We start from the raw sequence: 25,894 nt of genomic DNA on the forward strand, positions 1-25,894 counted from the left end.
GGGCCGGCAGGGTGAACCCATCTTGCATATAATTGCGCCTTGAATTTCTCATCCATGGCGTTACCGTGCACAGCGAACAAAGGCAGTCCCCGCGCAAGATCCTGAAAACCCGCGCGATGCTGGTCCCGGAAGCCGGCGACCGGGTGATGGGGCGCACCACCGACCTGAGCGCCAACGGCGTCAGCGTCAGCGTGCCCCAGCCGCTCGGTGTCGGGCAAACGGTCCAGATGCGCTTCGACCTGCTGGTCGAAGGCAATGTGGTCCCGATCCAGGCCAGGGCCCGCACGCAATATTGCATTCTCAGCAATGGCGAATTCAAGCTTGGACTTCAGTTCCTGAACCTTGAACTCAGCGCGATGACGGCGCTGTCGCGCTTCCTGCGCTAACAGCCCTTGTCAAAATGAAAGCGGCGAGCGCCCTTGGGGCCTCGCCGCTTTTTTATGTTTCCCGCGTAGCGGGTTGGGCACTATTCGTGATAGTGGTCATGCAGGGCTTCGGAACTGCCACCGACCTCCTGGAAAATCTCGTAGGCGATCAGGCCGACCATGCCCGATAAAATAGCAAACACAAAAATATTCCACATAGATACCAAACGCTCTTCAGCATCCCCTCCATTGCGATGACTACATCTTGAGCATAGCAGCCGCCGGTGTATTTACAAGAGTGGCCAGCCCGTAAATTTGCGGCCGGGTTCGCTCTACCCTGGAGCCTCGTTTTCCTGCCCGTCTGTTGGGGGCGAATCAATTGTGTGACGGTAGTCCGCACATCGCGGCAATATGACGCCACCGTCAATACGCGGGCAGGTCATCGGCCCGACATCGAACTGAAACATGAATATGACAGGCACGCGCCGCATGTCATCGATTCGATGACATGCCAGACCGGCCCTGTCATGAACTTGTCATAATCGGCCGCTAGACTGCGCAGCTATCACGGCGCGCGGTCTGCGCCTCCACTGAAAGGAACTGATATGCGTATGAAGCCCTGGCTGATCTCGATCGCACTTGCCGCCTCCACCTTCGCTGTCTCGGCCCAGGCCGTGAACATCACTGGTGCCGGCGCCACCTTCCCTTATCCGATCTACGCCAAGTGGGCGGAAATGTACAAGGCGGCGAGCGGCAATGGCCTGAACTACCAGTCGGTCGGTTCCGGCGCCGGCATCAAGCAGATCAAGGCGAAGACCGTCGACTTCGGCGCTTCCGACATGCCGCTGCCTGCGAATGAACTGAACGAAGCGGGCCTGTTCCAGTTCCCGGCCGTGATGGGCGGCGTGGTGCCGGTCGTCAACCTGCCGGGCGTGGGTCCGGGGCAGGTCAAACTGACCGGCGCCGTGCTGGCCGATATCTTCCTCGGCAAGATCACCAAGTGGAATGCCCAGCCGATCGCCGCGCTGAACCCGGGCGTCAAGCTCCCGGCCGAGGACATCACGGTCGTGCACCGCGCCGACAGCTCGGGCACGTCCTTCCTCTTTACCAATTATCTGTCGCAAACCAGCCCCGACTGGAAGCTGAAGGTCGGCGCCGGCACCGCCGTCAAGTGGGCGACCGGCGTGGGCGGCAAGGGCAACGAAGGCGTGGCCGCCAACGTGCAGCGCATCAAGGGCGGCATCGGCTATGTCGAATGGGCTTATGCCAAGAAGAACAAGATGGCGCACACCCAGCTGCAAAACCGCGACGGCGCCTGGCTGCAGCCGGACGACGAGGCCTTCAAGGCCGCCGCCGCCAGCGCCGACTGGGCCAAGGCCGCGGGCTTCGCCGTGGTGCTGACTGACCAGCCGGGCAAGGCCAGCTGGCCGATCACCGGCGCCTCCTACATCCTGGTGCACAAGGCCCAGGCCGACGGCGTCAAAGGCAAGGAAGTGCTGAAGTTCTTCGACTGGGCGTACAAAAACGGCGATGCTGCCGCGGCCGAGCTGGACTACGTGCCGATGCCCGACGCGGTCACCAAGCTGGTGCAGGACGCCTGGCGCGCGAACATGAAGGACGCCGCCGGCAAGCCGATCTGGTAACACGCCCGGCAGTCGGACGCCGCCGCAGCCCCGCTGCGGCGGCTTTCCTCGCAGCAAACACATAAGAACAGCACATGAGCGCACCTCCTTCCGTCGCCATCGACAAGCCGGCAGTCCACGACGCCGGCGCCGTCGACCCCCAGTACGCCGCCCTGCGCAAGACCATGCGCAACCAGCGCATCCAGGACTTCCTCTTCCACAAGATCACCCTGCTGTTCGCGGCCAGCGTGCTGCTGGCCCTGGTCGGCATCATCGTCTCGCTGGCGATCGGCGCGGCGCCCGCTTTCAAGGAATTCGGCGCCGGCTTCATCAGCACCGTCGAATGGGATCCGGTCGAAGACAAGTTCGGCGCGCTGATCGCGATCTGGGGCACGATCGCCACCTCGCTGATCGCCTTGCTGGTCGCCTTCCCGATCAGCTTCGGCATCGCCTTGTTCCTCACCGAAATCTGCCCGACGCCGCTGCGCCGCCCGATGGGCACCGCGGTCGAACTGCTGGCCGGCGTGCCCTCGATCATCTACGGCATGTGGGGCCTGTTCGTGTTCGCGCCGCTGTTCGCCGACCACGTCCAGCCGGCGTTGAAGCACACCCTCGGCCAGCTGCCGGTGATCGGCCAGCTGTTCCAGGGCCCGACCATGGGCATCGGCATCCTGACCGCCGGCCTGATCCTGGCGGTGATGATCATTCCTTTCATTTCCTCGGTGATGCGCGACGTGTTCGAGATCGTGCCGGCCGTGCTCAAGGAATCGGCCTACGGCCTGGGCTGCACCAAGTGGGAAGTGGTGCGCAAGGTGGTGCTGCCATATACCCGTAACGGCGTGGTCGGCGGCGTGATGCTGGGCCTGGGACGCGCGCTGGGCGAGACCATGGCCGTGACTTTCGTCATCGGCAATGCGCATGAGCTGAGCTGGTCGCTGTTCTCGGCCGGTAACTCGATTTCCTCGACCCTGGCCAACGAATTCGCCGAAGCCGCCTCGCCGCTGCACGTGTCCTCGCTGTTCGCGCTGGCGCTGATCCTGTTCGGCATCACCTTCGTCGTGCTCTCGGCCGCGAAACTGATGCTGGCAAATATGTCCCGTAAGGAAGGCACGAAATGAACGTCACCAACCCTGTCTACCGCAAGCGCCTGCTCGGGCACCGCATCGGCATCGCGCTGTCGGTGCTGGCGATGGCGATCGGGCTGGCCTTCCTGGCCTGGATCCTGTGGACCCTGCTGGCCAATGGCCTGTCCGCAATCTCGGCCCTGATGTTCACCGGCGACACCCCGGCGCCGGGCGGCGAGGGCGGCGGCCTGAGGAATGCCATCGTCGGCAGCCTGATGATGGTCGGCCTGTCGACCCTGATCAGTACCCCGATCGGCATCCTGGCGGGCATCTATCTTGCCGAATACGGCGCCACCAGCCGTTTCGGCCAGCTGACGCGCTTCGTCACCGACATCATGCTGTCCGCTCCGTCGATCGTGATCGGCCTGTTCGTCTACGCCCTGTACGTGGCCAACGTGAAGCACTTCTCGGGTTATGCCGGGACGATTGCGCTGTCGCTGATCGCCATTCCCGTGGTCGTGCGCACCACCGACAACATGCTGCGGCTGGTGCCGAACAGCCTGCTGGAGGCGGCGTTCGCCCTCGGCGCACCGCGCTGGAAGGTGGCGATGCTGGTGCGCCTGCGTGCGGTGAAGGCGGGCGTCATCACCGGCGTGCTGCTGGCCCTGGCCCGCATCTCGGGCGAGACCGCGCCGCTGCTGTTCACGGCCCTGAACAACCAGTTCTACAGCACCGACATGAACGCGCCGCTGGCGAATCTGCCGGTCGTGATCTACCAGTTCGCGATGAGCCCCTATGACGATTGGCGCAACCTGGCCTGGGGCGGCGCACTGCTGGTGACCTTTACCGTGTTGTTCCTGAACATCCTGTCGCGCACGGTCTTCACCCAGAAGACCCCTCGTTAATTCATACTGATAACCATGACTCAAGCTATGGCAACCCCGGTCGCGGCGGCAAATGCTGCAAAAACGAAGACCATCGAGATCTCCGGCCTGAATTTCTTCTACGGCAAGACGCAAAGCCTGAAGAACGTCTCGCTCGACATCCACGAAAAGCAGGTGACGGCCTTCATCGGCCCCTCCGGCTGCGGCAAATCGACCCTGCTGCGTACCCTGAACCGCATGTACGACCTGTACCCGGGACAGCGCGCCGAAGGTTCGATCGTCTACCGCGACCGCAACATCCTCGAGCCGGGCGTCGACGTGAACATGCTGCGTGCCAAGATCGGCATGGTATTCCAGAAGCCGACCCCGTTCCCGATGTCGATCTACGACAATATCGCCTTCGGCGTGCGCCTGTACGAGAACCTGTCGAAAGGCGAGATGGACGAGCGCGTCGAATGGGCGCTGAAGAAGGCGGCGCTGTGGGAAGAGGCCAAGGATAAGCTGAACAAGAGCGGCCTGTCGCTGTCGGGCGGCCAGCAGCAGCGCCTGTGCATCGCGCGCGGCGTGGCGGTGAAGCCGGACGTGCTGCTGCTCGATGAGCCGACCTCGGCGCTGGACCCGATCTCGACGGCCAAGATCGAGGAACTGATCAGCGAACTGAAGCAGGAGTACACGATCACGATCGTGACCCACAACATGCAGCAGGCGGCGCGCTGCTCGGATTACACTGCCTACATGTACCTGGGCGAACTGGTGGAATTCGGCGAGACCGACCAGCTGTTCATGAACCCGCACAAGAAGGAAACGCAGGACTACATCACCGGTCGCTTCGGTTGACCAATAAAAAAAGACACTAGGGAGCAGTTATGATTGGCGAGCACTCTTCAAAACAGTATGACCAGGAACTGGAGGCGATCCGCTCCAAGGTCCTGCTGATGGGCGGCATGGTGGAAACCCAGTTCGAGCAGGCCCTGAACTGCTTCCGGGTCGGCGACATCGCCGCCGCCGACAAGGTGATGGCGGACGACCACGCCGTCAACCAGCTCGAGGTCTCCCTCGACGACGCCTGCAGCCACCTGATCGTCAAGCGCCAGCCGGCCGCGAACGATTTGCGCACCGTGATGGCGACGATCAAGGTCATCACCGACCTCGAACGCATCGGCGACGAAGCCAGCAAGATCGCGCGCACGGCAAAAAGCCTGCACGAGCGCGGCGTGACGGGCTTTGCCCATTACGACATCATCCGCACCATCGGCAAGGGCACCTCCGACCTGCTGCACGATGCACTGGACGCCTTTGCCCGCCTCGACGGCAAGCAGGCGATGCAGATCATCGCCGGCGACGAGATCATCGACCACGAGTTCCGCACCATCCTGCGCAACCTGATCACCTTCATGATGGAAGACCCGCGCACGATCTCGTCGGCGCTCGACACGCTGTGGGTCGCGAAAGCGATCGAGCGCATCGGCGACCACGCGAAGAACATCGCCGAATACGTGATCTACGTGGTCGAAGGACGCGACATCCGCCACAGCAAACCGGCAATCCAGGAAGGCTGAGGCATGTCGACTACGAGCGTACTGCTGGTCGAGGACGAGCCGGCGATCGTCGAACTGGTGAGTTATTCGCTGCGCGAAGCCGGCTGGAGCATCTCCTCGGTCGGCACCACGAGCGCGGCCTGGGAGAGCATCCGCCACGGCAAGCCCGACCTGCTCCTGCTCGACTGGATGCTGCCCGACCAGAGCGGCCTGCGCCTGCTGGCGCGGCTGCGCGCCGACCGCGATTTCCAGGACATCCCGGTGATCATGCTGACCGCGAAAAGCATGGAAGAGGACAAGCTGGCCGGCCTGAACACGGGCGCCGACGACTATGTGACGAAGCCGTTCTCGCCGCGCGAACTGCTGGCCCGTGCGCGCGCGCTGCTGCGCCGCAAGAGCCCGCACCTGGCCGAAGCGCCGCTGCGCGCCGGGAGCGTCGTGCTCGACCCGAGCAGCTGCACAGTGACGATCGAGGGGCAGAACGCCGACATCGGCAACGCCGAATACAAGCTGCTGAAATTCCTGCTGGCGCATCGCGAGCGCGTGTTTTCGCGCGCCCAGTTGCTCGATAAAGTCTGGGGCGACCACGCCGTCATCGAAGAGCGCACGGTCGACGTCCACGTGCTGCGCCTGCGCAAAGCCCTCAAAAGCGCCGAGGGCCTGATCCGCACGGTGCGCAGCGTCGGCTACATGCTGTCCGAAAAATAACCGATTCCCAGGGTCCGATGAATCCCAAGCTGCTGTTCTGGGTGCCGGCGCTGCTGCGCCTCGGCTCCATCTTCGTCGCCGCCGCCGTCGTCTGGTGGATGGCCGGGCCGGTCCCCGCGCTGGGCCTGGCGCTGGCCGGCGCCGTCGTCGCGCTGTTCGTCCAGTTAACGTATTTGCACCAGCTGGGCGAATGGCTGAACGACCCCCAGTCCGGGCGCCTGCCCGACGGCTGGGGCGCCTGGACCGATGTCTTCGCGCGCCTGTACCGCCTGCGGCGCGAGGACGAGCGCAACCAGAACGAGCTCACCGAATGGCTCGCGCGCTTTCGGCAGGCGATGCACCTGCTGCCCGAAGGCGTGGCGATCATGGACGACGTCCTGTTCCTGGAATGGTGCAACCCGGCGGCCGAGCGCCACCTGGGCCTGACGATCGAACGCGACAGGGGCCTGCGCGTCACCAACCTGGTGCGCCACCCCGACTTCATCGACTACATCATCCTCGGCCGCTACGAGCAGCCGCTGACCCTGTCGCTACGCGGACGCAAGATCGAATGCCGCATCATCCCGTTCGAAAACCGGCGCCAGATCCTGGTGACCCACGACGCCACCGATAGCGAGCGCGTCGAGGCGATGCGGCGCGACTTCATCGCCAACGCCTCGCACGAACTGCGCACGCCCCTGACCGTGATCGTCGGCTTCCTCGAGATCGCGCTGCTCGATCCGGGCCTGGACGCCGCTACCCGCGAAGCGCACCTGAAGCTGATGACGGAGCAGGGCCAGCGCATGCAGCGCCTGATCGAGGACATGCTGACGCTGTCGCGCCTGGAGTCGGACGAATTCCCGCTGCGCCGCGAACGGGTCGACGTGGCCGCACTGGTCGAGTCGGTGGCGGCGGAAGCGCGCGCGCTGTCGGGCGGCCGCCACGAGATCACGGTCGAGATCGACGGTCCAGACCTGATGGGCAGCATGGAAGAATTGCGCAGCGCCTTTGCGAATCTCGCCTCGAATGCGGTCCGCTATTCGCCGGAGGGCGGCAAGATTGCGCTGTCATGGCGCCGCGGCGAGGACGACCTGCAGTTCGCGGTCGCCGACAGCGGCATCGGCATCGACCCCCAGCACATCTCGCGCCTGACCGAGCGCTTCTACCGCGTCGACAAGAGCCGCTCGCGCGAGACGCAGGGCACGGGGCTCGGGCTGGCGATCGTCAAGCACGTGCTGCTGCGCCATGGTGGAAGGCTCAAGATCAGCTCGACGCCGGGGGAGGGCAGTACGTTCATTGCGTCCTTGCCGAATACGTCCTTACAGGGATAGACCCCGGGTGGGCATGCCCACGCGGTGCTACGTACGGGGTCCGTTCTCGTGCTCGACGATCTCGCCGCCACGTACCGTAGGGTGGGCTCGGAGAGCCCACCCTACGGTACGCGACCGCTGCAGGAGATTGCCTAAGCTTCGTCTCATCCACGCATTCAGGTTGCGCGGTACAATCGGGAATTGCTCTCGACAATCCCGCACATGCTCTCTCGACGTACCTCCCTCATTGCACTCGGCGCCTTGCTGCTGGCCGCCTGCGGCAGCACGCCGCCACCGCCTCCTGCGCCGGTCGTGGTCCAGGCCCCGCCGGCGCCCCCGAAGAAGATCAGGATCGGCCTTGCCCTCGGCGGCGGCGCCGCGCGCGGCTTCGCCCACATCGGCGTGATCAAGGCGCTGGAAGCACAGGGCATCGTGCCGGAGATCGTGGTCGGCACCAGCGCCGGCTCGGTGGTCGGCGCCCTGTACGCCTCGGGCTACAGCGGTTTCGCGCTGCAGAAGATCGCGATGGACATGGACGAGGCGACGATCTCGGACTGGGCCATGCCGCTGTTTTCCAGTTCGCCCGGCCTGCTGAAAGGCGAGGCCCTGCAGAATTACGTGAACAAGGCGGTCGGCAACCGCCCGATGGAAAAACTGCCGAAGCGCTTCGGCGCCGTCGTCACCGACCTTAAGACCGGCGAAGCCGTCATGTTCGACAAGGGCAATACCGGCATGGCCGTGCGTGCCTCGTCCGCCGTGCCGTCCGTGTTCCAGCCGGTGAAGATCGGCAGCAAGACCTATGTCGATGGCGGCCTGGTGGCGCCGGTGCCCGTCAAATTCACGCGCGATAAAATGGGTGCGGACTTCGTCATCGCGGTCAATATTTCGACCCAGGCCGACACGCAAGCCACGGTCAGCTCGCTCGACGTGCTGATGCAGACTTTCAGCATCATGGGCCAGCGCCTGAACCATTTCGAGCTGAAGGAGGCCGATATCGTGATCACGCCGGCGCTAGGCAAGATGGGCAGCGCCGACTTCAACGGCCGCAACCTGGCGATCCTCGCGGGCGAGCAGGCGGCCGCCGCAGTGATGCCGCAAATTAAAGCGAAGTTGAAAGCCAAGCAGCAACCCTAACAACCAACCGGAGAATCCATGAAAACCAAATCGATGCTGACCCTGGACGACGTCAAGAAGATCGCCGCAGCCAGCGAAGCCGAAGCCCTGCAGAACAACTGGGCCGTCACCATTGCGATCGTCGACGACGGCGGCCACCTGCTGTGGCTGCAGCGCCTGGACGGCGCGCCGCCGATCTCGGCCCACATCGCGCCGGCCAAGGCGAACACCGCCGCGCTCGGCCGCCGCGAGTCGAAATCGTATGAGGACGTCATCAACGGCGGCCGCGTCTCCTTCCTGTCGGCGCCGGACCTCAAGGGCATGCTCGAAGGCGGCGTGCCGATCATCGTCGACGGCAACGTGATTGGCGCGGTCGGCGTGTCGGGCGTGAAGTCGAACGAGGATGCGCAGATCGCCAGGGCAGGTATCGCCACGGTCGGCGCCTGATTGCCGGACTGAAGCCCGGAGCTTGAACGCGTGCGCCATGCGCGCGTTCAAGCGTCGTATCATGGACGGTCCCAGCGCAATTGCGGTCAGGAAAACACAGCTCATCCGTCAGGTGAATTGGCGATTTTGCCCCGATATCCCGCGATGGTGCATTGCCGCAAAGCTTAATCCGCGCTATAATTGAGAGGTTTAGCCATTCACTTACTTGCCGTAGCGCCTACCCTCCATTCCTCATTCAAAAACGACTTCCACCCTATGAACGCTTAACGCGTCCGCAGGTTTTGGATGCCGGTCTGACGTGGCGCAGCTACGGTAACTTTATTGGGAGTTACCCTTGCCGCCATTTTTTTCTGGCCCAGCCGTCCCGGCCATCCTGGCCCTCGCAGACGGAACGATTTTTCGAGGTGTTTCCATCGGTGCCGCCGGCCACACGACCGGTGAAGTGGTATTCAATACCGCCATTACCGGCTACCAGGAAATCCTGACCGACCCAAGCTACTCGCGTCAGATCGTCACGCTGACGTACCCGCACATCGGCAACTACGGCGTCAACGCCGCCGACGTCGAAGCGACCAAAGTCCACGCCGCAGGCCTGATCATCCGCGACCTGCCGCTGCTGGCATCGAACTTCCGTTCCACCCAATCGCTCGCCGACTACCTGAAGGCCGAGAACGTCGTCGCCATCGCCGGCATCGATACCCGCAAGCTGACCCGCCTGCTGCGCGAGAAGGGTGCCCAGGGCGGCGCCATCCTCACCGGCACGCAAGGCAACCAGCCGTCGGAAGCGCAGGCGCTGGAACTGGCACGCTCCTTCCCGGGCCTGGCCGGCATGGACCTCGCAAAAGTCGTGTCGGTAAAAGAACCGTACGAGTTCACCGAGACCGAGTGGAAGCTGGGTTCGGGCTTCGGCAAGCAGGAAAACCCGCAATACCACGTGGTCGCCTTCGACTACGGCGTCAAGCGCAACATCCTGCGCATGCTGGCCGAACGCGGCTGCAAGGTCACCGTCCTGCCTGCGGAATCGACCGCCGCCGACGCCCTGGCGCTGAACCCGGACGGCATCTTCCTGGCCAACGGCCCGGGCGACCCGGAACCGTGCGACTACGCCATCAAGGCCACCGCGGAACTGATCGAGAAGGGCATCCCGACCTTCGGCATCTGCCTCGGCCACCAGATCATGGCGCTGGCCTCGGGCGCGAAGACGATGAAGATGAAGTTCGGCCACCACGGCGCAAACCACCCGGTGCAGGACCTCGATTCGAAAAAGGTGCTGATCACCTCGCAGAACCACGGTTTCGCGGTCGATCCCGAGACCCTGCCGGCCAACTGCCGCGTCACCCACGTCTCGCTGTTCGACGGTTCGCTGCAGGGATTTGCCCGCACCGACAAGCCGGCCTTCTGCTTCCAGGGCCACCCGGAAGCCTCGCCCGGCCCGACCGACGTCGCCTATCTGTTTGACCGCTTCATCGGCCTGATGCAAGCCCAGGAGAAGAAATAAATGCCAAAGCGTAGTGATATCAACAGCATCCTGATCATCGGCGCAGGCCCGATCATCATCGGCCAGGCGGCCGAATTCGATTACTCGGGTGCGCAAGCCTGCAAGGCCCTGCGCGACGAGGGCTATAAAGTCATCCTGGTGAACAGCAATCCGGCGACGATCATGACCGACCCGGAGATGGCGGACGTCACCTACATCGAGCCGATCACCTGGAAGGTGGTCGAGGCGATCATCGAGAAAGAGCGTCCGGACGCGATCCTGCCGACCATGGGCGGCCAGACCGCGCTGAACTGCGCGCTCGACCTGCACCGCCACGGCATCCTCGACAAGTACAAGGTCGAACTGATCGGCGCTTCGCCGGAAGCGATCGACAAGGCCGAGGACCGCTCGAAGTTCAAGGACGCGATGACCAAGATTGGTCTCGGTTCGGCGCGCTCGGGCGTGGCGCACAGCATGGACGAGGCACGCACGGTGCAGCGCGAACTGGGCTTCCCGACCATCATTCGTCCGTCCTTCACGATGGGCGGCACCGGCGGCGGCATCGCCTACAACGAAGAAGAGTTCGAGACCATCTGCAAGCGCGGCCTGGAAGCCTCGCCGACCAGCGAACTGCTGATCGAGGAATCGCTGCTGGGCTGGAAAGAGTACGAGATGGAAGTCGTGCGCGACAAGGCCGACAACTGCATCATCATCTGCTCGATCGAAAACCTGGACCCGATGGGCGTGCACACCGGCGACTCGATCACGGTCGCGCCGGCGCAGACGCTGACGGACAAGGAATACCAGATCATGCGTAACGCGTCGATCGCGGTGCTGCGCGAAATCGGCGTCGACACCGGCGGCTCGAACGTGCAGTTCGCGATCAACCCGCAAGACGGCCGCATGATCGTCATCGAGATGAACCCGCGCGTGTCGCGTTCCTCGGCACTGGCGTCCAAAGCGACCGGCTTCCCGATCGCCAAAGTGGCAGCCAAGCTGGCTGTTGGTTTTACGCTTGATGAGCTGCGCAACGAAATCACCGGCGGCGCGACCCCGGCCAGTTTTGAGCCGTCGATCGACTACGTCGTCACCAAGATCCCGCGCTTCGCCTTCGAAAAATTCCCGGCGGCCGACAAGCACCTGACCACCCAGATGAAATCGGTGGGCGAGGTGATGGCCATGGGCCGCACCTTCCAGGAATCCTTCCAGAAGGCCCTGCGCGGCCTGGAAGTGGGCGTCGACGGCCTGAACGAAAAGACGCGCGACCGCGAAGTCATCGAAGAAGAACTCGGCGAGCCGGGTCCGGAGCGCATCTGGTACGTGGGCGATGCCTTTGCCCAGGGCTTCACCCTGGAAGAAGTGCACAACCTGACCAAGATCGATCCGTGGTTCCTCATCCAGATCAAGGAAATCGTCGACATCGAACTGTGGCTGGATCACCAGAAGCTCGAATCGCTGGACAAGCCGACCCTGTACAAGCTCAAGCAAAAAGGCTTCTCGGATGCGCGCATGGCTTTCCTGATGCACACCACGCAGGCCGCGGTGCGCGAGCGCCGTCACGCGCTGGGTATCCGCCCGGTGTACAAGCGCGTCGATACCTGCGCCGCCGAGTTCTCGACCGACACCGCCTACATGTACTCGACCTATGACGAGGAATGCGAAGCGGCGCCGACCGACAAGAAGAAGATCATGGTGCTGGGCGGCGGTCCGAACCGCATCGGCCAGGGCATCGAGTTCGACTACTGCTGCGTGCACGCGGCCCTCGCCATGCGCGAAGACGGCTACGAGACCATCATGGTCAACTGCAATCCGGAGACCGTGTCGACCGACTACGATACCTCGGACCGACTCTACTTCGAATCGCTGACGCTGGAAGACGTGCTCGAAATCGTCGACCTGGAAAAGCCGGTCGGCGTGATCGTCCAGTACGGCGGCCAGACGCCGCTGAAACTCGCGCTGGATCTCGAAGCGAACGGCGTGCCGATCGTCGGCACTTCGCCCGACATGATCGACGCGGCCGAAGACCGCGAGCGTTTCCAGAAGCTGCTGCAGGACCTGAAACTGCGCCAGCCGCCGAACCGTACCGCGCGCACCGAAACCGAAGCGCTCGCCCTGGCCCAGGAAATCGGCTACCCGCTGGTCGTGCGTCCTTCCTACGTGCTGGGCGGCCGCGCGATGGAAATCGTCCACGAGCAGCGCGACCTCGAGCGCTACATGCGCGAAGCGGTCAAGGTCTCGAACGATTCGCCGGTGCTGCTCGACCGCTTCCTGAACGACGCGATCGAAGTCGACGTCGACTGCATCTCCGACGGCGAAACGACCTTCATCGGCGGCGTGATGGAACACATCGAACAGGCCGGCGTGCACTCGGGCGACTCGGCCTGCTCGCTGCCTCCGTATTCGCTCTCGCAAGAGACGATCGATGAGCTCAAGCGCCAGACCGCGCTGATGGCGAAAGGCCTGAACGTGGTCGGCCTGATGAACGTGCAGTTCGCGATCCAGCAGTCGGAAGTCGACGGCAAGACGGTCGACACGGTGTTCGTGCTGGAAGTGAACCCGCGTGCCTCGCGCACCGTGCCTTTCGTCTCGAAAGCGACCGGCATCCAGTTGGCCAAGGTGGCCGCGCGCTGCATGGTCGGCCAGACCCTGGCACAGCAGGGCATCACGAAAGAGGTGACGCCGCCGTTCTACAGCGTCAAGGAAGCCGTGTTCCCGTTCGTGAAATTCCCGGGCGTCGACACCATCCTCGGACCGGAAATGAAATCGACCGGCGAAGTGATGGGCGTAGGCGAGACCTTCGGCGAAGCGTTTGTCAAGTCGCAGATCGGCGCAGGCATCAAGCTGCCGACCTCGGGCCGCGTCTTCCTGTCGGTGAAAGCCTCGGACAAGCCGCGCGCGGTGCAGGTGGCGCGCGACCTGGTGGCGATGGGCTTCACGCTGGCGGCGACCAAGGGTACTGCCGCGGTGATCGCCGCGGCCGGCCTGCCGGTGCTGGCGGTGAACAAGGTGATCGAGGGCCGTCCGCACGTCGTGGACATGATCAAGAACCACGAGATCGAGATGGTCATCAACACGGTCGAGGAAAAGCGCAGTGCGATCACCGACTCGCGTACCATCCGTACCTCGGCCCTGCTGGCACGCGTCGTGACCTACACGACGATCGCCGGCGCCGAGGCGGCGATCCAGGGCATGCGCCATCTGGACGAGATTCGGGTCTATGATTTACAAGGGCTGCATAAAACCTTAAACTAAGCGCAGTTAAGTAGCACTGCGAGTACCCCGTCAAACCACAGAGCTCGCGCGGCTTGCGTCGCGCGCCTCTGTGGTTTTCGCTTGGTACGTCCACGAATAACCAAAAAATTCGAGAAACCGTAGCGAGCGGAAGGAGTGTTGGCCGAGCCCCCAAGGGGACAATGCTCGCTGTACCTGAGTACAGCGAGCATCGCAGGCCGACAATCCGACGCGCAGTAGGTTTATCGATATTTTTTAAGTAGAGATTTATGAATAATACGATCCCACTGACCAAGTACGGCGCCGAACTCCTGAAGCAGGAGCTGCATCAGCTCAAGACCAAGGAACGCCGCATCGTCATCGACGCCATCGCCGAAGCGCGCTCGCACGGCGACCTGTCGGAGAACGCCGAATACGACGCCGCCAAGGAACGCCAGGCTTTCGTCGAAGGCCGCATCGCCGAACTCGAAGGCAAATTGAGCGCCGCCCAGATCATCGACCCGGCCACGCTGGACGCCGAAGGCCGTGTCGTCTTCGCTTCCACCGTCGACCTCGAAGACCTGGACTCGGGCCAGAAGGTCAGCTACCAGATCGTCGGCCTCGACGAAGCCGACCTCAAACTGAACAAGGTCTCCGTGACCTCGCCGATCGCGCGGGCCCTGATCGGCAAGTACGCCGGCGACGTGGTCGAAGTGCAGGCGCCGTCCGGCCCGCGCGAATACGAAATCCTCGAAGTACGCTACGTCTGATGACGGCCCTGGCCAGCCGCGCGGCGAGCCGGATCGCAGCGGCACGCCTGCTGGTGGCCGCACTGTGGGCGGGCGCCCTGTGGGTGCTCGGCTATATCGCCGCGCCGGCCGTGTTCGGGGTTGCGAGCGGACCGGTCGCGGGCGACATCGTGCGCGTGCTGCTGCACCGGCTGGCACTGGTCAGCATCGTCTGCGCGGTCCTGATGCTGGTGCTGGTGCAGGTGTCGCCCGAGCTCGAAAGAGGGCGCCGGCGCTATCTGAACCTGGTGGTGCTGGCCATGCTGGCCTGTGCGCTGGTGATGTTCGTCGGCCTGCAGCCGGCGATGGCGCAGATGCGCGAGGCAGCCGGGCCGCTGGGCATCCGCGCTTCGCCGCTGTGGACGAAGTTCGCCATCCTGCATGGCGTGTCGCAGCTGTTCCACGTGATCGAAAGCGTGCTGGCGGCAATCCTGGTGGTGAAGAGCCGCTGACCTTTGGTGTTGCAGGGGTCGTCAAGGCCAATGGCCTCGATGACGGGTTCACCTGGCTCCGCCCACGCGGTCCGGCGTCTGAACCGCGGCAAGCAAAAAAAACCGGAGGCAGGCTCCGGTTTTTCGATCACTTGTTCAGTGCATTCTTCTTGGTGCTGGCCTGGCGCGGTTTGGCGCGCTTGATGTTGCCGCCGGCGGTAACGCGTTCATTCCCCTTGATCATGACCTTGGTGACGCTCGGCTTCTTGGTGCCGCTGGCGCTGGCCTTGACGATGGTAACTTCGCGCATGCCCTTGCCGGCCTTGCTGCTGCGTTCCTTGACCGTCTCGACTTTCGGACGATAGAGGACGAGGAGCTTGCCGATGTGCTGGACCGGCGCCGCGTCGAGGTCGCTGCAGATCTGTTCGTACATGGCGACACGCGCTTCGCGGTCATCGCCGAAAACGCGGACCTTGATCAGGCCGTGTGCGTCGAGGCTGCCGGCGATTTCCTTCATGACGGATTCCGTCAGGCCCGATTCGCCGACCATGACCACAGGTTTCAGGCCATGGGCTTCCGCGCGCAACGCGCTGCGTTCGCCGGGTGTAAGTGTAAGCATAATAATTTTTTGATGTACCTATAAAAGCAGTATTCTACGCGAATGGCCAAGAACAAATTAAACAAAAACTGGTTACACGACCATATTAACGACCCGTACGTGAAGCAGGCGCAAAAAGACGGGTTTCGCGCCCGCGCCGCCTACAAGCTGAAAGAAATCGACGAAGCGGAAAAACTCATCAAGCCGGGCCAGGTCATCGTCGACCTCGGCTGCACGCCCGGCAGCTGGGCCCAGTACACGCGGCGCAAACTGTCCGGCAAGGAGGGCGGCGGCATCACGGGCACCATCATCGGCCTCGACCTGCTGCCGATGGAGCCGATCGCCGACGTCCACTACATCCAGGGCGACTTCCGAGAAGATGTTGTATTGGACCAACTAGCGACCGTGCTCGAAGGCCGCAAGACAGACCTGGTGCTTTCCGACATGGCGCCCAATCTGTCGGGGATTCCGACGGCTGACGCTGCGCGGATGGAACATTTGATCGATCTCGCTATTGAGTTTTCTCAAATGCACCTGAAACCCGGTGGAGCATTGTTGGTCAAGTGCTTTAAGGATATGGGTTTCACGCAAATTGTCGAGAAGTTCCGCACCGAGTTCAAGACCGTCAAGCAAATCAAGCCCAAGGCAAGCCGCGACAAATCGTCGGAAATTTTCCTGCTCGGGCGCGGTCTGAAGAATCCGGTGGAGTACAAATCGGGATCCGAACGCGGCGCGGCCCTTGATATTTGAGATCGCAGCCGCACATGCACCGCGTGACGCCTCCGTTCGGATGCGTCCGGAACCTTCCCGCGCGCTTGTCGGTGTGGAAAAGGTGGCAATATGGCATCATGTGGGGCTGTGCATGGCACGCCCTGCGCGCTGTTAGTGAAATCACGAGTAAAATCGCGTGTGGCATCGCGAGTAAAATCGGCAAAATCAAATCGGTATTGGTGCGGAGCGCATCGGAGGAGTTTTCGTGAATAATATGTTTTCCAAATCCGCCATCTGGGTGGTCGTCGCACTGCTGTTGTTCATGCTGTTCAAGCAGTTCGACAACCATAGCCCGGCCGGTGGCAGCAAGACCATCGCTTATTCCGAGCTGCTCGACGATGTGAAAGCGCGCCGCGTCAAGGATGTCGTGATCGAAGGCGCGAACATCACCGCCACCCGCACCGACGACAGCAAGGTACGCGCCACCGCCACTATGCTCGACCGCGGCCTGATCGGCGACCTGCGCGAGAACGGCGTGCGCTTCGACGTCAAGCCGCCGGAAGAGCCTGGATTCCTGCAGCAAGTGTTCATCTCCTGGTTCCCGATGCTGCTCCTGATCGGCGTCTGGGTCTTCTTCATGCGCCAGATGCAGGGCGGCGGCAAGGGCGGTGCTTTCTCCTTCGGCAAGTCGAAGGCGCGCATGCTCGATGAAACGAACAACAGCGTCACCTTCGCCGACGTCGCCGGCTGCGACGAAGCGAAAGAAGAAGTCAGCGAGATCGTCGACTTCCTGAAAGACCCGACCAAGTTCCAGAAACTGGGCGGTCGCATCCCGCGCGGCGTGCTGATGGTCGGTCCTCCGGGTACCGGCAAGACCCTGCTGGCGCGTGCCATCGCCGGCGAAGCGAAAGTGCCGTTCTTCTCGATCTCCGGTTCCGACTTCGTCGAGATGTTCGTTGGCGTCGGCGCATCCCGCGTGCGCGACATGTTCGAGAACGCGAAGAAGCACTCGCCTTGCATCATCTTCATCGACGAGATCGACGCCGTCGGCCGCCACCGCGGCGCCGGCATGGGCGGCGGCAACGACGAACGCGAACAGACGCTGAACCAGCTGCTGGTCGAGATGGACGGTTTCGAAGCCACCTCCGGCGTCATCGTGATCGCCGCCACCAACCGCGCCGACGTGCTGGACAAGGCGCTGCTGCGTCCGGGCCGTTTCGACCGTCAGGTGATGGTCGGTTTGCCGGACATCCGCGGCCGTGAGCAGATCCTGAACGTGCACATGCGCAAGGTGCCGATCGGCGCCGACGTGAAGGCCGACATCCTGGCCCGCGGTACCCCCGGCTTCTCGGGTGCGGACCTGGCCAACCTGGTCAACGAAGCAGCCCTGTTCGCCGCGCGCCGCAACAAGCGCCTGGTCGAGATGAACGACTTCGAGGACGCCAAGGACAAGATCTACATGGGTCCGGAGCGCAAGTCGATGGTCATGCGCGAGGAAGAGCGCCGCAACACGGCCTACCACGAGTCGGGCCACGCGGTCGTCGCCAAGCTGCTGCCAAAGGCTGACCCGGTGCACAAGGTCACGATCATGCCGCGTGGTTTCGCCCTCGGCCTGACCTGGCAGCTGCCCGAGCACGATGCCCTGTCCGGTTACAAGGACAAGATGCTGGAAGAAATCTCGATCCTGTTCGGCGGCCGTATCGCCGAAGAGATCTTCGTCGGCCAGATGTCCACCGGCGCCTCGAACGACTTCTCGCGTGCCACCAAGCTGGCGCGCTCGATGGTGACCCGCTTCGGCATGTCCGAGACGATGGGCGTGATGGTCTACGAAGACAGCGAGAACGAAGGCTTCTTCGGCGGCGCCACCAAGACCATTTCGGAAGCGACCCAGCAAAAGGTCGACGCCGAAATCCGCGCGATCCTCGACACCCAGTACGCGCTGTCGCGCCGTCTGTTGGAAGAGAATCGCGAGAAGGTCGAGATGATGACCAAGGCCCTGCTCGAGTGGGAAACCATCGATTCCGAGCAGATCAACGACATCATGGCCGGCCGCGAGCCGCGTCCGCCGAAAGCCGGCCTGCTGACCAAGCGCACGCCGCCTGGCGACAGCGGTTCGGGCGGCGTGGCCACCAACGCGCCGGCACCGGCCTGATCCGCGGTTTTGATTCGCGGTCCTGATTCGTCAACGCGCTTGATCGACTAGCACCTCTCCAGCAAAAGGCATCCCTCCGGATGTCTTTTGCTCGTTAACGAGGCGCGCGCGTTTCCCTTCGACTTTCCCTCCATCACTTATGCGTCAACTGCTGCAATGCGGCCGCTTCAGCTTCCGGCTGGAACAGCGACCCCTCGTCATGGGCATCCTGAATGTCACGCCCGATTCGTTTTCCGACGGCGGCCGCTACGGCACGCTCGAGTTCGCGATTTCGCGCGCCGAAGAGATGGTGCGCGACGGTGTCGACCTGATCGACATCGGCGGCGAATCGACCCGCCCCGGCTCGCCGAGCGTCCCGGTCGAGGAAGAACTACGCCGCGTAATGCCGGCCGTCTACGCGCTGCAGGGAGTGGGGCGCGCGCTCTCGGTCGACACCTGCAAACCGCTGGTCATGCGCGAAGCGATCATCGCCGGCGCCGACATGATCAACGACATCAACGGCTTCCGCGCGCCGGGCGCGATCGAGGCCGTGCAGGGCAGCGACTGCGGCCTGTGCATCATGCACATGCAGGGAACGCCCCAGGACATGCAGGCCGAACCGGTCTACGGCGACGTGGTGGGGGAGGTGACCGCTTTCCTGCGCGAACGGATCGAGGCCTTGCTGGCGGCCGGCATCGAGCGTGAACGCATCTGCGTCGATCCGGGCCTCGGTTTCGGCAAGACGGTCGAACATAACTACACCTTGCTGCGCGCGACCGCACGCATCGAGGAAGAACTGGGATTCCCGGTACTGATCGGGCTGTCGCGCAAATCGATGATCGGCGCCGTTACTGGTCGTCCGGTCGAAGGCCGCTTGCCCGGTAGCATCGCTGGCGCGTTGGCTGCGGTGGCGCATGGCGCTAAAATCCTGCGGGTACATGATGTAGCTGAGACGGTTGACGCGCTGAAAGTTTGGCGCGCGGCCACTATTGATTAAATTGACAACAAAGAGAACAAGCATGGCACGCAAATATTTTGGTACGGATGGTGTTCGCGGACAGGTTGGCGTTGCGCCGATCACGCCTGACTTCGTGATGCGCCTCGGCTACGCCGCCGGCATGGTCCTGGCCAAGGACTACGCCAGCAGCAGCCGTCCGACCGTGTTGATCGGCAAGGACACCCGCATTTCCGGCTACATGCTCGAAGCGGCACTGGAAGCGGGCTTTTCCGCCGCCGGCGTCGACGTCATGCTGGCCGGCCCGATGCCGACCCCGGCGATCGCCTACCTGACGCGCGCCCTGCGTCTGCAGGCCGGCGTCGTGATCTCGGCTTCGCATAACCCATTCCAGGACAATGGCATCAAGTTCTTCTCCGCGCACGGCACCAAGCTGCCCGACAGCGTCGAACTGGCCATCGAAGAAGCGATCGACCAGCCGATGGCTTGCGTTCCGTCCGACAAGCTCGGCCGCGCCACCCGCCTGCGCGACGCGCAAGGCCGCTACATCGAATTCTGCAAGAGCACCTTCCCGAACGAACTCGATCTGCGCGGCCTGAAGATCGTCGTCGACAGCGCCCACGGCGCCGCCTACAACATCGCCCCGCACGTGTTCCATGAACTCGGCGCCGAAGTCGTCTCGATCGGCGCCACCCCGGACGGCTTCAACATCAACGCCGGCTTCGGCGCCACCGCCCCGAAAGCTCTGTCCGCCGCCGTGATCGAGCACAAGGCCGACCTCGGCATCGCCCTCGACGGCGACGCCGACCGCCTGATCATGGTCGACGCCAACGGCCGCGTCTACAACGGCGACGAATTGCTGTACCTGATGGTGCGCGATCGCATGGCGACCGGCGAAGTGGCTGGCGCCGTCGGCACCCTGATGACGAACATGGCGCTGGAGGTGGCCTTCAAGGAACTCGGCATCGGCTTCGCCCGCGCGAAAGTCGGCGACCGCTACGTGCTGGAAGTGATGCAGGAACGCGGCTGGATCCTGGGCGGCGAAGGTTCGGGCCACCTGCTGGCACTGGACAAGCATACCACCGGCGACGGCATCGTTTCCTCGCTGCAGGTGCTGTCCGCACTGAAGCGCAGCGGCAAGTCGCTGGAAGCCTGCTGCAGCGAGCTCACCCTCTATCCGCAGACGCTGATCAACAAGCGCGTCACCCCCGGCTTCGACTGGACCAAGGATGCGGCGATGGTTGCGGAAAAAGAAGCCGTCGAGCGCGAGCTGGGCGATACCGGCCGCGTGCTGATCCGCGCATCCGGCACCGAGCCGCTGATCCGCGTCATGGTCGAAGCGAAAAATGCGGAAATGGCCGACAGCATGGCGCGCCGCATCGCCGACAAGCTGGCTGCCTGAGCTTTAAATTCCCTTCCCGGGGTGCTTGCATTGACGCGGCATCTTCGGGATAGTAAAATGAAGTCATTCGGAGTGTAGCGCAGCCCGGTAGCGCACCTGGTTTGGGACCAGGGGGTCCAAGGTTCGAATCCTTGTACTCCGACCAAGCATTACGAACGGGCCGTCTTCGACGGCCCGTTTTCATTTCTGCGTCAACATTCGTCGACGCTTCTTTCTGCCCATAGCTCAGTTGGATAGAGCATCAGCCTTCTAAGCTGAGGGTCGCTGGTTCGAACCCAGCTGGGCAGGCCAATGGAATCTCTGACGTTCAGACCGCAGGCCCCGGCGCCGGCTTTGCCGCATCCTTCGCAAACGCCTTCGCCAGCACCGCATGCCGGTGCTCGAAAAACAGCTTCACGAACCAGCCGACGATCGGCCCCGCCACGCGCGGCTTGAATGTCAGGTTGTCGGTGACCAGCGTGCCGCCCGCCGTCGGCGTGACGATGCGCTCGTGGCGCCAGGAACGCATCGACAGCAGGGGAGATTGCTCGACGAAGCGGCGGCCGGGTTCGAGTTCGACGAAGGTCAGCTTCGACATGTCGATCGGGAACAGGCCGAGCAGGAGGAACTGGCAGCGGCACAGGGGCTTGTCCAGGGTGGTGTCCTCGCCGATGTGGGTCATGCCCTTCGGGAAGGTGATCTTCAGGACAGGCCACATCTCGGCCTTGATGCCCTTGATCGAAGTCGACCAGGCCCAGACCTCCTCGGCGGAAGCTGGGACTGTCGTCGTAAAGGTGTGTCGTATCGTTGCCATCGGGCCTCCGCTGTTCATGGAGGAATTGTCGACCCGATTGTTACATCAGTCCGTTAGCCAGTTCGCAGTTCGGAGCATTTTTATCACTCGAGTGAGCAAAACGTGGCACGGGCTTACTTCGTATTGCGGCCTTGCCAGATACCCAGGTACTTGCTCGCCTTCGGATTCTGGGCATTCCACTTCGGCGTATTGCTGCCGTTGGCGATGTTCCAGATCGCCAGCGCGGCGGCGCGGTCGACCGCGGCCATGTTCTCGTAATCGATCTTGTCCCAGTGGTCGCCCGCCCCGTGGTAGTCGGGGAAGGCGTAGGCGACGCTGATCGTGTGCGAGGGGATGCCCTGGTCGGCCAGCGCCTGGTTGTCGCTGTGGGCGAAATACTTGTCGCTGTTGACGGGATGCTTCCAGACGCGGATGCCGGTGTCGTCGCCGGCGCTTTTCAGGATGGCGCCGACGTCCGAAAAATCGAAGCCGGTGACGCCGACCGCCCGCACCTGGGCGCCTTCGTTGTCGTCGGTGCGTCCAACTTGCTCCAGGTTGATGCCGGCGATCGTCTTCTCGATCGGCACCAGCGGATGGGCGCCGTAGTAGCGCGAACCGACCAGGCCGTGTTCTTCGCCGAACACCGTCATGAAGACGATGCTGCGTTTGGGGCGCGTCTTGTTCTGGCTGAATGCCCTGGCCAGCTCGATTACGGACACCGTCCCGCTGCCGTCGTCGTTCGCGCCATTGAAGATGCCGTCGCCCTGGCCCGGCTTCAGTCCGACGTGGTCGTAGTGCGCCGTCACCAGCACATAGCTGTCTTTCAGCTGCGGGTCCGAGCCGCGCAGGACGCCGACCACATTGCGCACCTTGACCGGGGCTGCAGGTGTTGCCGGCGGGTTCTTTGCGCGCTTCGGATCGATCAGGTTCCAGTCGGCCGTCTGGAAATAGCCGTCGTCGCCGAGTGGCTCGAGCCCGGCTGCGCGGAACTGCGAAGCGATGAACTCGGCGGCAATGTCCAGCCCGCGCGACGGCGTGCCGCGGCCCTCGAGTGCGTCCGAGGCCAGGAAAGAGAGGTTGCCGCGCATCGAAGCGGCCGAGATGCGCTCGAGCACGGGCGCGACCTCGGCGGGTACGGGAGCGGCGGCGAGCGGCAGGGCCAGCGACAGGCCGAGCAGGGCGGACAGGGTGCGGGGAAGCAGGCGTTGAGACAGGGACATGAGTGGATGCCTAAGCGTTTTCGTTAGTTGATGAAGTAACAAAGCCATCGGAGTATAACGCTGCGCATTGCGCTCGGGAACCAGAATGCATGCGCGTCCGTCGCTGCGCTCGCGTATGTTGTCTGTTTGGAAACGAACGACGCCGGGATGGTCTTTATGATAACGTCTGGTATCTATGGGTCCGCTACCGGCGGGCCCGGCCATTTATGGAGTGTGTATGCGTGTTGATCGTTTGCTGGGCCGTGCCGTCTTGCTGGCCGCGTTCGGGTTGTCGTTCGCCGGTCCAGCCCGGGCGGAGAACGGGCCGCAGGCCATGGCGCCCCAGGGCGATACCTATACGCTCAAGCTCCCGGCCGGGGAGCCGGCGACGGCAAACGCGGGAACTGGCACCGTGCAGTTCATCGGCACCGCGACGGTGCTGATCCGCTACCAGGGTTTGACCATCCTGACCGATCCGAATTTCCTGCACAAGGGCGACCACGTGCACCTCGGCTATGGACTGACCTCCCAGCGCCAGACCAATCCCGCCATCGAATTCGACAAGCTGCCGCCGATCGACCTGGTGATCCTCTCGCACATGCATGAGGACCACTTCGACAAGCTGGTACAGGAACGCCTGAACCGCAACACGCCAATCGTCACGACGCGCGAAGCGAGCGAAAAGCTCAAGCGGCTCGGCTTCCAGCAACGTTTTGCACTTTCCGACTGGGACAAGCTGGAGGTGACCAAGGGCGACACACGGGTGCGCGTCACCTCGGTGCCCGGGCGCCATGGCGCGGCCGGGGTCTCGGTGCTGCTGCCGACGGTGATGGGCAGCGTGCTCGATTTCGGCGCGAATGCCGACGCGCCCGACTACCGGATGTACATCAGCGGCGATACACTGGTCTACGACGATATCCGCAGCATTCCGCAACGCTTCCCCGGCATCGACCTGGCCCTGCTGCACCTGGGCGGCACCCGTATCCTGGGCGTGTTCAAGGTGACGATGGACGGCAAGGACGGGGTCCAAATGATGCAGATCGTCAAACCGAAGAAGACCATCCCGATCCACTACAACGATTACGACGTCTTCAAGTCGCCGCTCGCCGAGTTTGCGCGCGAAGTCAAGGCTGCGGGGCTGGAGGACAGCGTCGTCTACCTGGCGCACGGCGACACCTATACGTTTACGCCGCGCAAGCGCTAAGCTGGTCCTTAACCCTGGATGGCGCCGCTGGTTGGCGCCTCGGGGTCGACCGAGGTGATCTCGGCGCCGAACTCGTGCGGCATGACGACCGGCACCTGCAGGCAGATGCTCTTGGTCGGCAGCACGGCTTCCCAGGCCTTCACGAGTTCGCGGTAGGCCACGCCTACCGGGCGGATCTTGCGATCGAGGTCGAACAGCCCGAGCGCATTCACGTTGCCATTATTGACGCGCAGCGCGCTGTCCCAGTCGACCTGGTCGGTGAGCGAATACCAGGTGAAGCCGATCAGCGGCACCCCGTTGTTGCGTACCCGCAGCACGTTCGCCCACTCCTTCTTGAGCCAGAACACCGCCTCGTCGCCGCCCGGTCCCTGGCACAGGTTCGTTTCCGTGTGCATCACCGGCAGCCGGTAACGGTTGTAGTACTGGTGAGTAATGACCGCGTAGCCAAAGATTTCGCCGGCCGCGCGCGTCATGCCGTCGGCGGAGACGTAATGCTCGTTGGTCTGGTAGTAGTCGTTGCCCATGATGCAATGATGCTTGAGATTGTGCTGCAGGAAGAAATGGTATTCCTCGCGCGTCATGCCGTTGTCGAGCAGGTACTCGTACATGTCGGAATCGACGCGCCGTCCGTAATTCAGGTCGAGCGCCAGGAAACGGCGTGCATTGTTCATTTCCGCCGGCCCGATGGCGTCGGGCGATTCGGCGTGGAAGTATTCGGTCGATTCGCTCTGGATGAACAGCGCATCCGGACGCACCTTCAGGATTGCGTGCATGGCCAGGATATTCGCCTTGACCAGGTGCTTGATCGCGGTGACGAAGGCGGCATCGTTGCGCATCTGCTCGTTCCACCAGCCGTACAGGGTCGAGAACACGGCGCAGATCCACATCTCGTTGATCGGCGTGTACAGCTGCACCCAGGGATAGCGCCGGGCAAAGGCGGCGGCATAGCCCGCGAACAGTTCGGGAAAATCCGGATTCTGGAAGTTTCCGATCCAGTCGGGCACGCCGAAGTGGCAGAGGTCGACGATGGGCGCGATGTTGCGTCGTTGCAGGTCGGCGAAGGCGAGGTCGGCGAATTCCCAGTCGAAGCGGGTCGGGCCGAGCCAGGTGCGGTGCAGGGGAGGGCCGTAGCGCAAGACGCGCAGGCCAAGTTCCTGCACCAGGTCGAAATCGAGCTTCCAGTGCTTATAGTGACCGCATTTTTCGAGCTCGTCCATGCGGATGCGCCCGCCCCCGATGGTCGGTGCGCTGTTCTCGATCCCCGTTGCGAAAATGAAACCTGCATGCATCTGCCGCCTCCATCCGTGTCGATCTTGACCAGTATCGTCCACTGCAACGTCAATTGCTAGCGTGCGCACGCGCTCGTTCGGTTAACGCTATGCTGTCAACTCAACAATGTCAAACTGGCCGCCAGCATGCCGACCGTTCAGCCATCCGCGCCCGACCTCGCCAATCGCCGGATGCTCATCGGCTTGCTGCTGTCGCTCCTGGCGCACGCGCTGGTGCTGTCGATTCAATTCGGGCTGCGCGGCATGCAGGCGGGCGGCGGCGTGCCGATCACGGTCAGCCTGGCGCCCCTGCCACCATCCTCGCCGCCGCCCTTGCAGGCACCCGCGCTCCCGGCGCCATCCGAACCGGCACCTGCGGTAGTCGCCGCACCCGCGCCGTCGCCGCCGCCTGGCTCGGGCTTCCGCCTGTTCGACCCGGCGCCGTCGGCACCGCCGCCGCCTCCCCAGGCCGCAGCAACACCGCCCAGGCGGCGCCGTGTCCTGCGCCGGCCCAAGCCGCCGCGTACCGATGCGAAACCGACGCCGGTCATCGTCCGGCAAGACAATCCTGACGCCAGATTCAAGGTACCGCTCGCCGCTGCGCAGGCCGAGCCGGAACCGGTAGCGGGGGGGGGGGGGGGGGGGGGGGGGGGGGGGGGGGGGGGGGGGGAGGGGGGGGGGGGGGGGGGGGGGGGGGGGGGGGGGGGGGAGGGGGGGG

Annotated in this window: 24 protein-coding genes and 2 tRNA genes; 21 read left to right on the forward strand and 5 right to left on the reverse strand. The window is 63.5% G+C overall.

The features are described 5' to 3' along the window. Positions 1 to 65 precede the first annotated feature (65 nt). The 14 genes from ACI48I_RS14100 to ACI48I_RS14165 all read left to right on the forward strand — a co-directional run bounded on the left by ACI48I_RS14100 (position 66) and on the right by ACI48I_RS14165 (position 14,957). Entirely contained in the window at positions 66 to 386 is a 321-nt protein-coding gene (locus ACI48I_RS14100) for a PilZ domain-containing protein (RefSeq protein ID WP_193686325.1), read from the forward strand. A 584-nt stretch (positions 387 to 970) separates the two neighbouring features. Further along, positions 971 to 2,008 (forward strand): phosphate ABC transporter substrate-binding protein PstS, encoded by a 1,038-nt coding sequence (pstS, locus tag ACI48I_RS14105; protein ID WP_498574521.1) that lies wholly within the window; start codon positions 971 to 973, stop codon positions 2,006 to 2,008. A 164-nt stretch (positions 2,009 to 2,172) separates the two neighbouring features. Beyond that, on the forward strand, positions 2,173 to 3,105 hold the full coding sequence (gene pstC / locus ACI48I_RS14110) for a phosphate ABC transporter permease subunit PstC (RefSeq protein ID WP_227496775.1): 933 nt from the start codon (positions 2,173 to 2,175) through the stop codon (positions 3,103 to 3,105). Further along, positions 3,102 to 3,956, forward strand: a complete 855-nt coding sequence (pstA, locus tag ACI48I_RS14115; RefSeq protein ID WP_193686323.1) for a phosphate ABC transporter permease PstA — start codon at positions 3,102 to 3,104, stop codon at positions 3,954 to 3,956. The genes pstC and pstA overlap by 4 nt, the downstream gene beginning before the upstream one ends. A gap of 27 nt (positions 3,957 to 3,983) precedes the next feature. Continuing rightward, a complete protein-coding gene (gene pstB / locus ACI48I_RS14120) occupies positions 3,984 to 4,772 on the forward strand; it encodes a phosphate ABC transporter ATP-binding protein PstB (protein ID WP_227496511.1) in 789 nt (262 codons plus the stop codon). Positions 4,773 to 4,801: 29 nt separating this feature from the next. Beyond that, the gene (gene phoU, locus ACI48I_RS14125; protein ID WP_193686321.1) at positions 4,802 to 5,494 is read left to right on the forward strand and encodes a phosphate signaling complex protein PhoU; all 693 of its coding nucleotides are present in this window, start codon (positions 4,802 to 4,804) and stop codon (positions 5,492 to 5,494) included. 3 nt (positions 5,495 to 5,497) lie between these two features. Continuing rightward, the gene (locus tag ACI48I_RS14130; RefSeq protein ID WP_193686320.1) at positions 5,498 to 6,181 is read left to right on the forward strand and encodes a response regulator; all 684 of its coding nucleotides are present in this window, start codon (positions 5,498 to 5,500) and stop codon (positions 6,179 to 6,181) included. A 17-nt stretch (positions 6,182 to 6,198) separates the two neighbouring features. Further along, complete coding sequence (phoR, locus tag ACI48I_RS14135) at positions 6,199 to 7,491, forward strand: phosphate regulon sensor histidine kinase PhoR (RefSeq protein ID WP_193686319.1); 1,293 nt, start codon at positions 6,199 to 6,201, stop codon at positions 7,489 to 7,491. Between the two features lie 201 nt (positions 7,492 to 7,692). Then, entirely contained in the window at positions 7,693 to 8,604 is a 912-nt protein-coding gene (locus ACI48I_RS14140) for a patatin-like phospholipase family protein (protein WP_193686317.1), read from the forward strand. Positions 8,605 to 8,622: 18 nt separating this feature from the next. Continuing rightward, positions 8,623 to 9,030 carry a GlcG/HbpS family heme-binding protein gene (locus ACI48I_RS14145; RefSeq protein ID WP_193686316.1) on the forward strand — a complete coding sequence of 136 codons (408 nt, stop codon included), beginning with the start codon at positions 8,623 to 8,625 and terminating at the stop codon, positions 9,028 to 9,030. Between the two features lie 334 nt (positions 9,031 to 9,364). Beyond that, positions 9,365 to 10,528 carry a glutamine-hydrolyzing carbamoyl-phosphate synthase small subunit gene (carA, locus tag ACI48I_RS14150; RefSeq protein WP_193686315.1) on the forward strand — a complete coding sequence of 388 codons (1,164 nt, stop codon included), beginning with the start codon at positions 9,365 to 9,367 and terminating at the stop codon, positions 10,526 to 10,528. Next, complete coding sequence (gene carB, locus ACI48I_RS14155; protein ID WP_193686314.1) at positions 10,529 to 13,759, forward strand: carbamoyl-phosphate synthase large subunit; 3,231 nt, start codon at positions 10,529 to 10,531, stop codon at positions 13,757 to 13,759. A gap of 248 nt (positions 13,760 to 14,007) precedes the next feature. After that, a complete protein-coding gene (gene greA / locus ACI48I_RS14160) occupies positions 14,008 to 14,487 on the forward strand; it encodes a transcription elongation factor GreA (protein ID WP_193686313.1) in 480 nt (159 codons plus the stop codon). Next, positions 14,487 to 14,957 (forward strand): DUF4149 domain-containing protein, encoded by a 471-nt coding sequence (locus ACI48I_RS14165; RefSeq protein WP_498574522.1) that lies wholly within the window; start codon positions 14,487 to 14,489, stop codon positions 14,955 to 14,957. Before greA ends, ACI48I_RS14165 begins: the two co-directional genes overlap by 1 nt. 127 nt (positions 14,958 to 15,084) lie before the next feature. Here ACI48I_RS14165 and yhbY read toward each other — a convergent pair whose 3' ends face one another. Continuing rightward, complete coding sequence (gene yhbY, locus ACI48I_RS14170) at positions 15,085 to 15,555, reverse strand: ribosome assembly RNA-binding protein YhbY (protein WP_193686311.1); 471 nt, start codon at positions 15,553 to 15,555, stop codon at positions 15,085 to 15,087. A gap of 42 nt (positions 15,556 to 15,597) precedes the next feature. On the opposite strand from yhbY, the gene ACI48I_RS14175 reads away from it, so the two are divergent. The 6 genes from ACI48I_RS14175 to ACI48I_RS14200 all read left to right on the forward strand — a co-directional run bounded on the left by ACI48I_RS14175 (position 15,598) and on the right by ACI48I_RS14200 (position 21,024). Further along, on the forward strand, positions 15,598 to 16,284 hold the full coding sequence (locus ACI48I_RS14175; protein ID WP_193686310.1) for an RlmE family RNA methyltransferase: 687 nt from the start codon (positions 15,598 to 15,600) through the stop codon (positions 16,282 to 16,284). Between the two features lie 226 nt (positions 16,285 to 16,510). After that, positions 16,511 to 18,397, forward strand: a complete 1,887-nt coding sequence (ftsH, locus tag ACI48I_RS14180; protein ID WP_193686309.1) for an ATP-dependent zinc metalloprotease FtsH — start codon at positions 16,511 to 16,513, stop codon at positions 18,395 to 18,397. A gap of 139 nt (positions 18,398 to 18,536) precedes the next feature. Beyond that, the gene (folP, locus tag ACI48I_RS14185; protein WP_193686308.1) at positions 18,537 to 19,373 is read left to right on the forward strand and encodes a dihydropteroate synthase; all 837 of its coding nucleotides are present in this window, start codon (positions 18,537 to 18,539) and stop codon (positions 19,371 to 19,373) included. 22 nt (positions 19,374 to 19,395) lie between these two features. Next, on the forward strand, positions 19,396 to 20,733 hold the full coding sequence (gene glmM, locus ACI48I_RS14190) for a phosphoglucosamine mutase (protein WP_193686307.1): 1,338 nt from the start codon (positions 19,396 to 19,398) through the stop codon (positions 20,731 to 20,733). A gap of 68 nt (positions 20,734 to 20,801) precedes the next feature. Next, positions 20,802 to 20,878 (forward strand) — tRNA-Pro (locus ACI48I_RS14195). A 69-nt stretch (positions 20,879 to 20,947) separates the two neighbouring features. Further along, positions 20,948 to 21,024 (forward strand) — tRNA-Arg (locus ACI48I_RS14200). A gap of 16 nt (positions 21,025 to 21,040) precedes the next feature. Here the strand turns inward: ACI48I_RS14200 and ACI48I_RS14205 are convergent. Then, a complete protein-coding gene (locus ACI48I_RS14205) occupies positions 21,041 to 21,526 on the reverse strand; it encodes an Rv1443c family protein (protein ID WP_193686306.1) in 486 nt (161 codons plus the stop codon). 113 nt (positions 21,527 to 21,639) lie between these two features. Continuing rightward, positions 21,640 to 22,725, reverse strand: coding sequence for a M28 family peptidase (locus ACI48I_RS14210; protein WP_193686305.1), 1,086 nt, complete (start codon positions 22,723 to 22,725; stop codon positions 21,640 to 21,642). A gap of 217 nt (positions 22,726 to 22,942) precedes the next feature. On the opposite strand from ACI48I_RS14210, the gene ACI48I_RS14215 reads away from it, so the two are divergent. Further along, positions 22,943 to 23,908, forward strand: a complete 966-nt coding sequence (locus ACI48I_RS14215; RefSeq protein ID WP_193686304.1) for an MBL fold metallo-hydrolase — start codon at positions 22,943 to 22,945, stop codon at positions 23,906 to 23,908. Positions 23,909 to 23,916: 8 nt separating this feature from the next. Here the strand turns inward: ACI48I_RS14215 and ACI48I_RS14220 are convergent, their stop codons facing one another. Both ACI48I_RS14220 and ACI48I_RS14225 read right to left on the reverse strand, forming a co-directional pair. Next, the gene (locus ACI48I_RS14220; protein ID WP_193686303.1) at positions 23,917 to 25,197 is read right to left on the reverse strand and encodes a family 1 glycosylhydrolase; all 1,281 of its coding nucleotides are present in this window, start codon (positions 25,195 to 25,197) and stop codon (positions 23,917 to 23,919) included. A gap of 224 nt (positions 25,198 to 25,421) precedes the next feature. After that, entirely contained in the window at positions 25,422 to 25,727 is a 306-nt protein-coding gene (locus tag ACI48I_RS14225) for a hypothetical protein (protein WP_498574523.1), read from the reverse strand. Positions 25,728 to 25,894 lie beyond the last annotated feature (167 nt).

Source organism: Massilia sp. LXY-5 (assembly GCF_059801075.1).

Excerpts from the sequence above, each read along its gene's own strand:
- pstS (WP_498574521.1), top strand. The coding sequence starts at position 971 with ATGCGTATGAAGCCCTGGCTGATCTCGATCGCACTTGCCGCCTCCACC.
- pstC (WP_227496775.1), top strand. The coding sequence starts at position 2,173 with ATGCGCAACCAGCGCATCCAGGACTTCCTCTTCCACAAGATCACCCTG.
- pstA (WP_193686323.1), top strand. The coding sequence starts at position 3,102 with ATGAACGTCACCAACCCTGTCTACCGCAAGCGCCTGCTCGGGCACCGC.
- pstB (WP_227496511.1), top strand. The coding sequence starts at position 3,984 with ATGGCAACCCCGGTCGCGGCGGCAAATGCTGCAAAAACGAAGACCATC.
- phoU (WP_193686321.1), top strand. The coding sequence starts at position 4,802 with ATGATTGGCGAGCACTCTTCAAAACAGTATGACCAGGAACTGGAGGCG.
- ACI48I_RS14130 (WP_193686320.1), top strand. The coding sequence starts at position 5,498 with ATGTCGACTACGAGCGTACTGCTGGTCGAGGACGAGCCGGCGATCGTC.
- phoR (WP_193686319.1), top strand. The coding sequence starts at position 6,199 with ATGAATCCCAAGCTGCTGTTCTGGGTGCCGGCGCTGCTGCGCCTCGGC.
- ACI48I_RS14140 (WP_193686317.1), top strand. The coding sequence starts at position 7,693 with ATGCTCTCTCGACGTACCTCCCTCATTGCACTCGGCGCCTTGCTGCTG.
- ACI48I_RS14145 (WP_193686316.1), top strand. The coding sequence starts at position 8,623 with ATGAAAACCAAATCGATGCTGACCCTGGACGACGTCAAGAAGATCGCC.
- carB (WP_193686314.1), top strand. The coding sequence starts at position 10,529 with ATGCCAAAGCGTAGTGATATCAACAGCATCCTGATCATCGGCGCAGGC.
- greA (WP_193686313.1), top strand. The coding sequence starts at position 14,008 with ATGAATAATACGATCCCACTGACCAAGTACGGCGCCGAACTCCTGAAG.
- ACI48I_RS14165 (WP_498574522.1), top strand. The coding sequence starts at position 14,487 with ATGACGGCCCTGGCCAGCCGCGCGGCGAGCCGGATCGCAGCGGCACGC.
- yhbY (WP_193686311.1), bottom strand. The coding sequence starts at position 15,555 with ATGCTTACACTTACACCCGGCGAACGCAGCGCGTTGCGCGCGGAAGCC.
- ACI48I_RS14175 (WP_193686310.1), top strand. The coding sequence starts at position 15,598 with ATGGCCAAGAACAAATTAAACAAAAACTGGTTACACGACCATATTAAC.
- folP (WP_193686308.1), top strand. The coding sequence starts at position 18,537 with ATGCGTCAACTGCTGCAATGCGGCCGCTTCAGCTTCCGGCTGGAACAG.
- glmM (WP_193686307.1), top strand. The coding sequence starts at position 19,396 with ATGGCACGCAAATATTTTGGTACGGATGGTGTTCGCGGACAGGTTGGC.
- ACI48I_RS14205 (WP_193686306.1), bottom strand. The coding sequence starts at position 21,526 with ATGGCAACGATACGACACACCTTTACGACGACAGTCCCAGCTTCCGCC.
- ACI48I_RS14210 (WP_193686305.1), bottom strand. The coding sequence starts at position 22,725 with ATGTCCCTGTCTCAACGCCTGCTTCCCCGCACCCTGTCCGCCCTGCTC.
- ACI48I_RS14215 (WP_193686304.1), top strand. The coding sequence starts at position 22,943 with ATGCGTGTTGATCGTTTGCTGGGCCGTGCCGTCTTGCTGGCCGCGTTC.
- ACI48I_RS14220 (WP_193686303.1), bottom strand. The coding sequence starts at position 25,197 with ATGCATGCAGGTTTCATTTTCGCAACGGGGATCGAGAACAGCGCACCG.
- ACI48I_RS14225 (WP_498574523.1), bottom strand. The coding sequence starts at position 25,727 with ATGACCGGCGTCGGTTTCGCATCGGTACGCGGCGGCTTGGGCCGGCGC.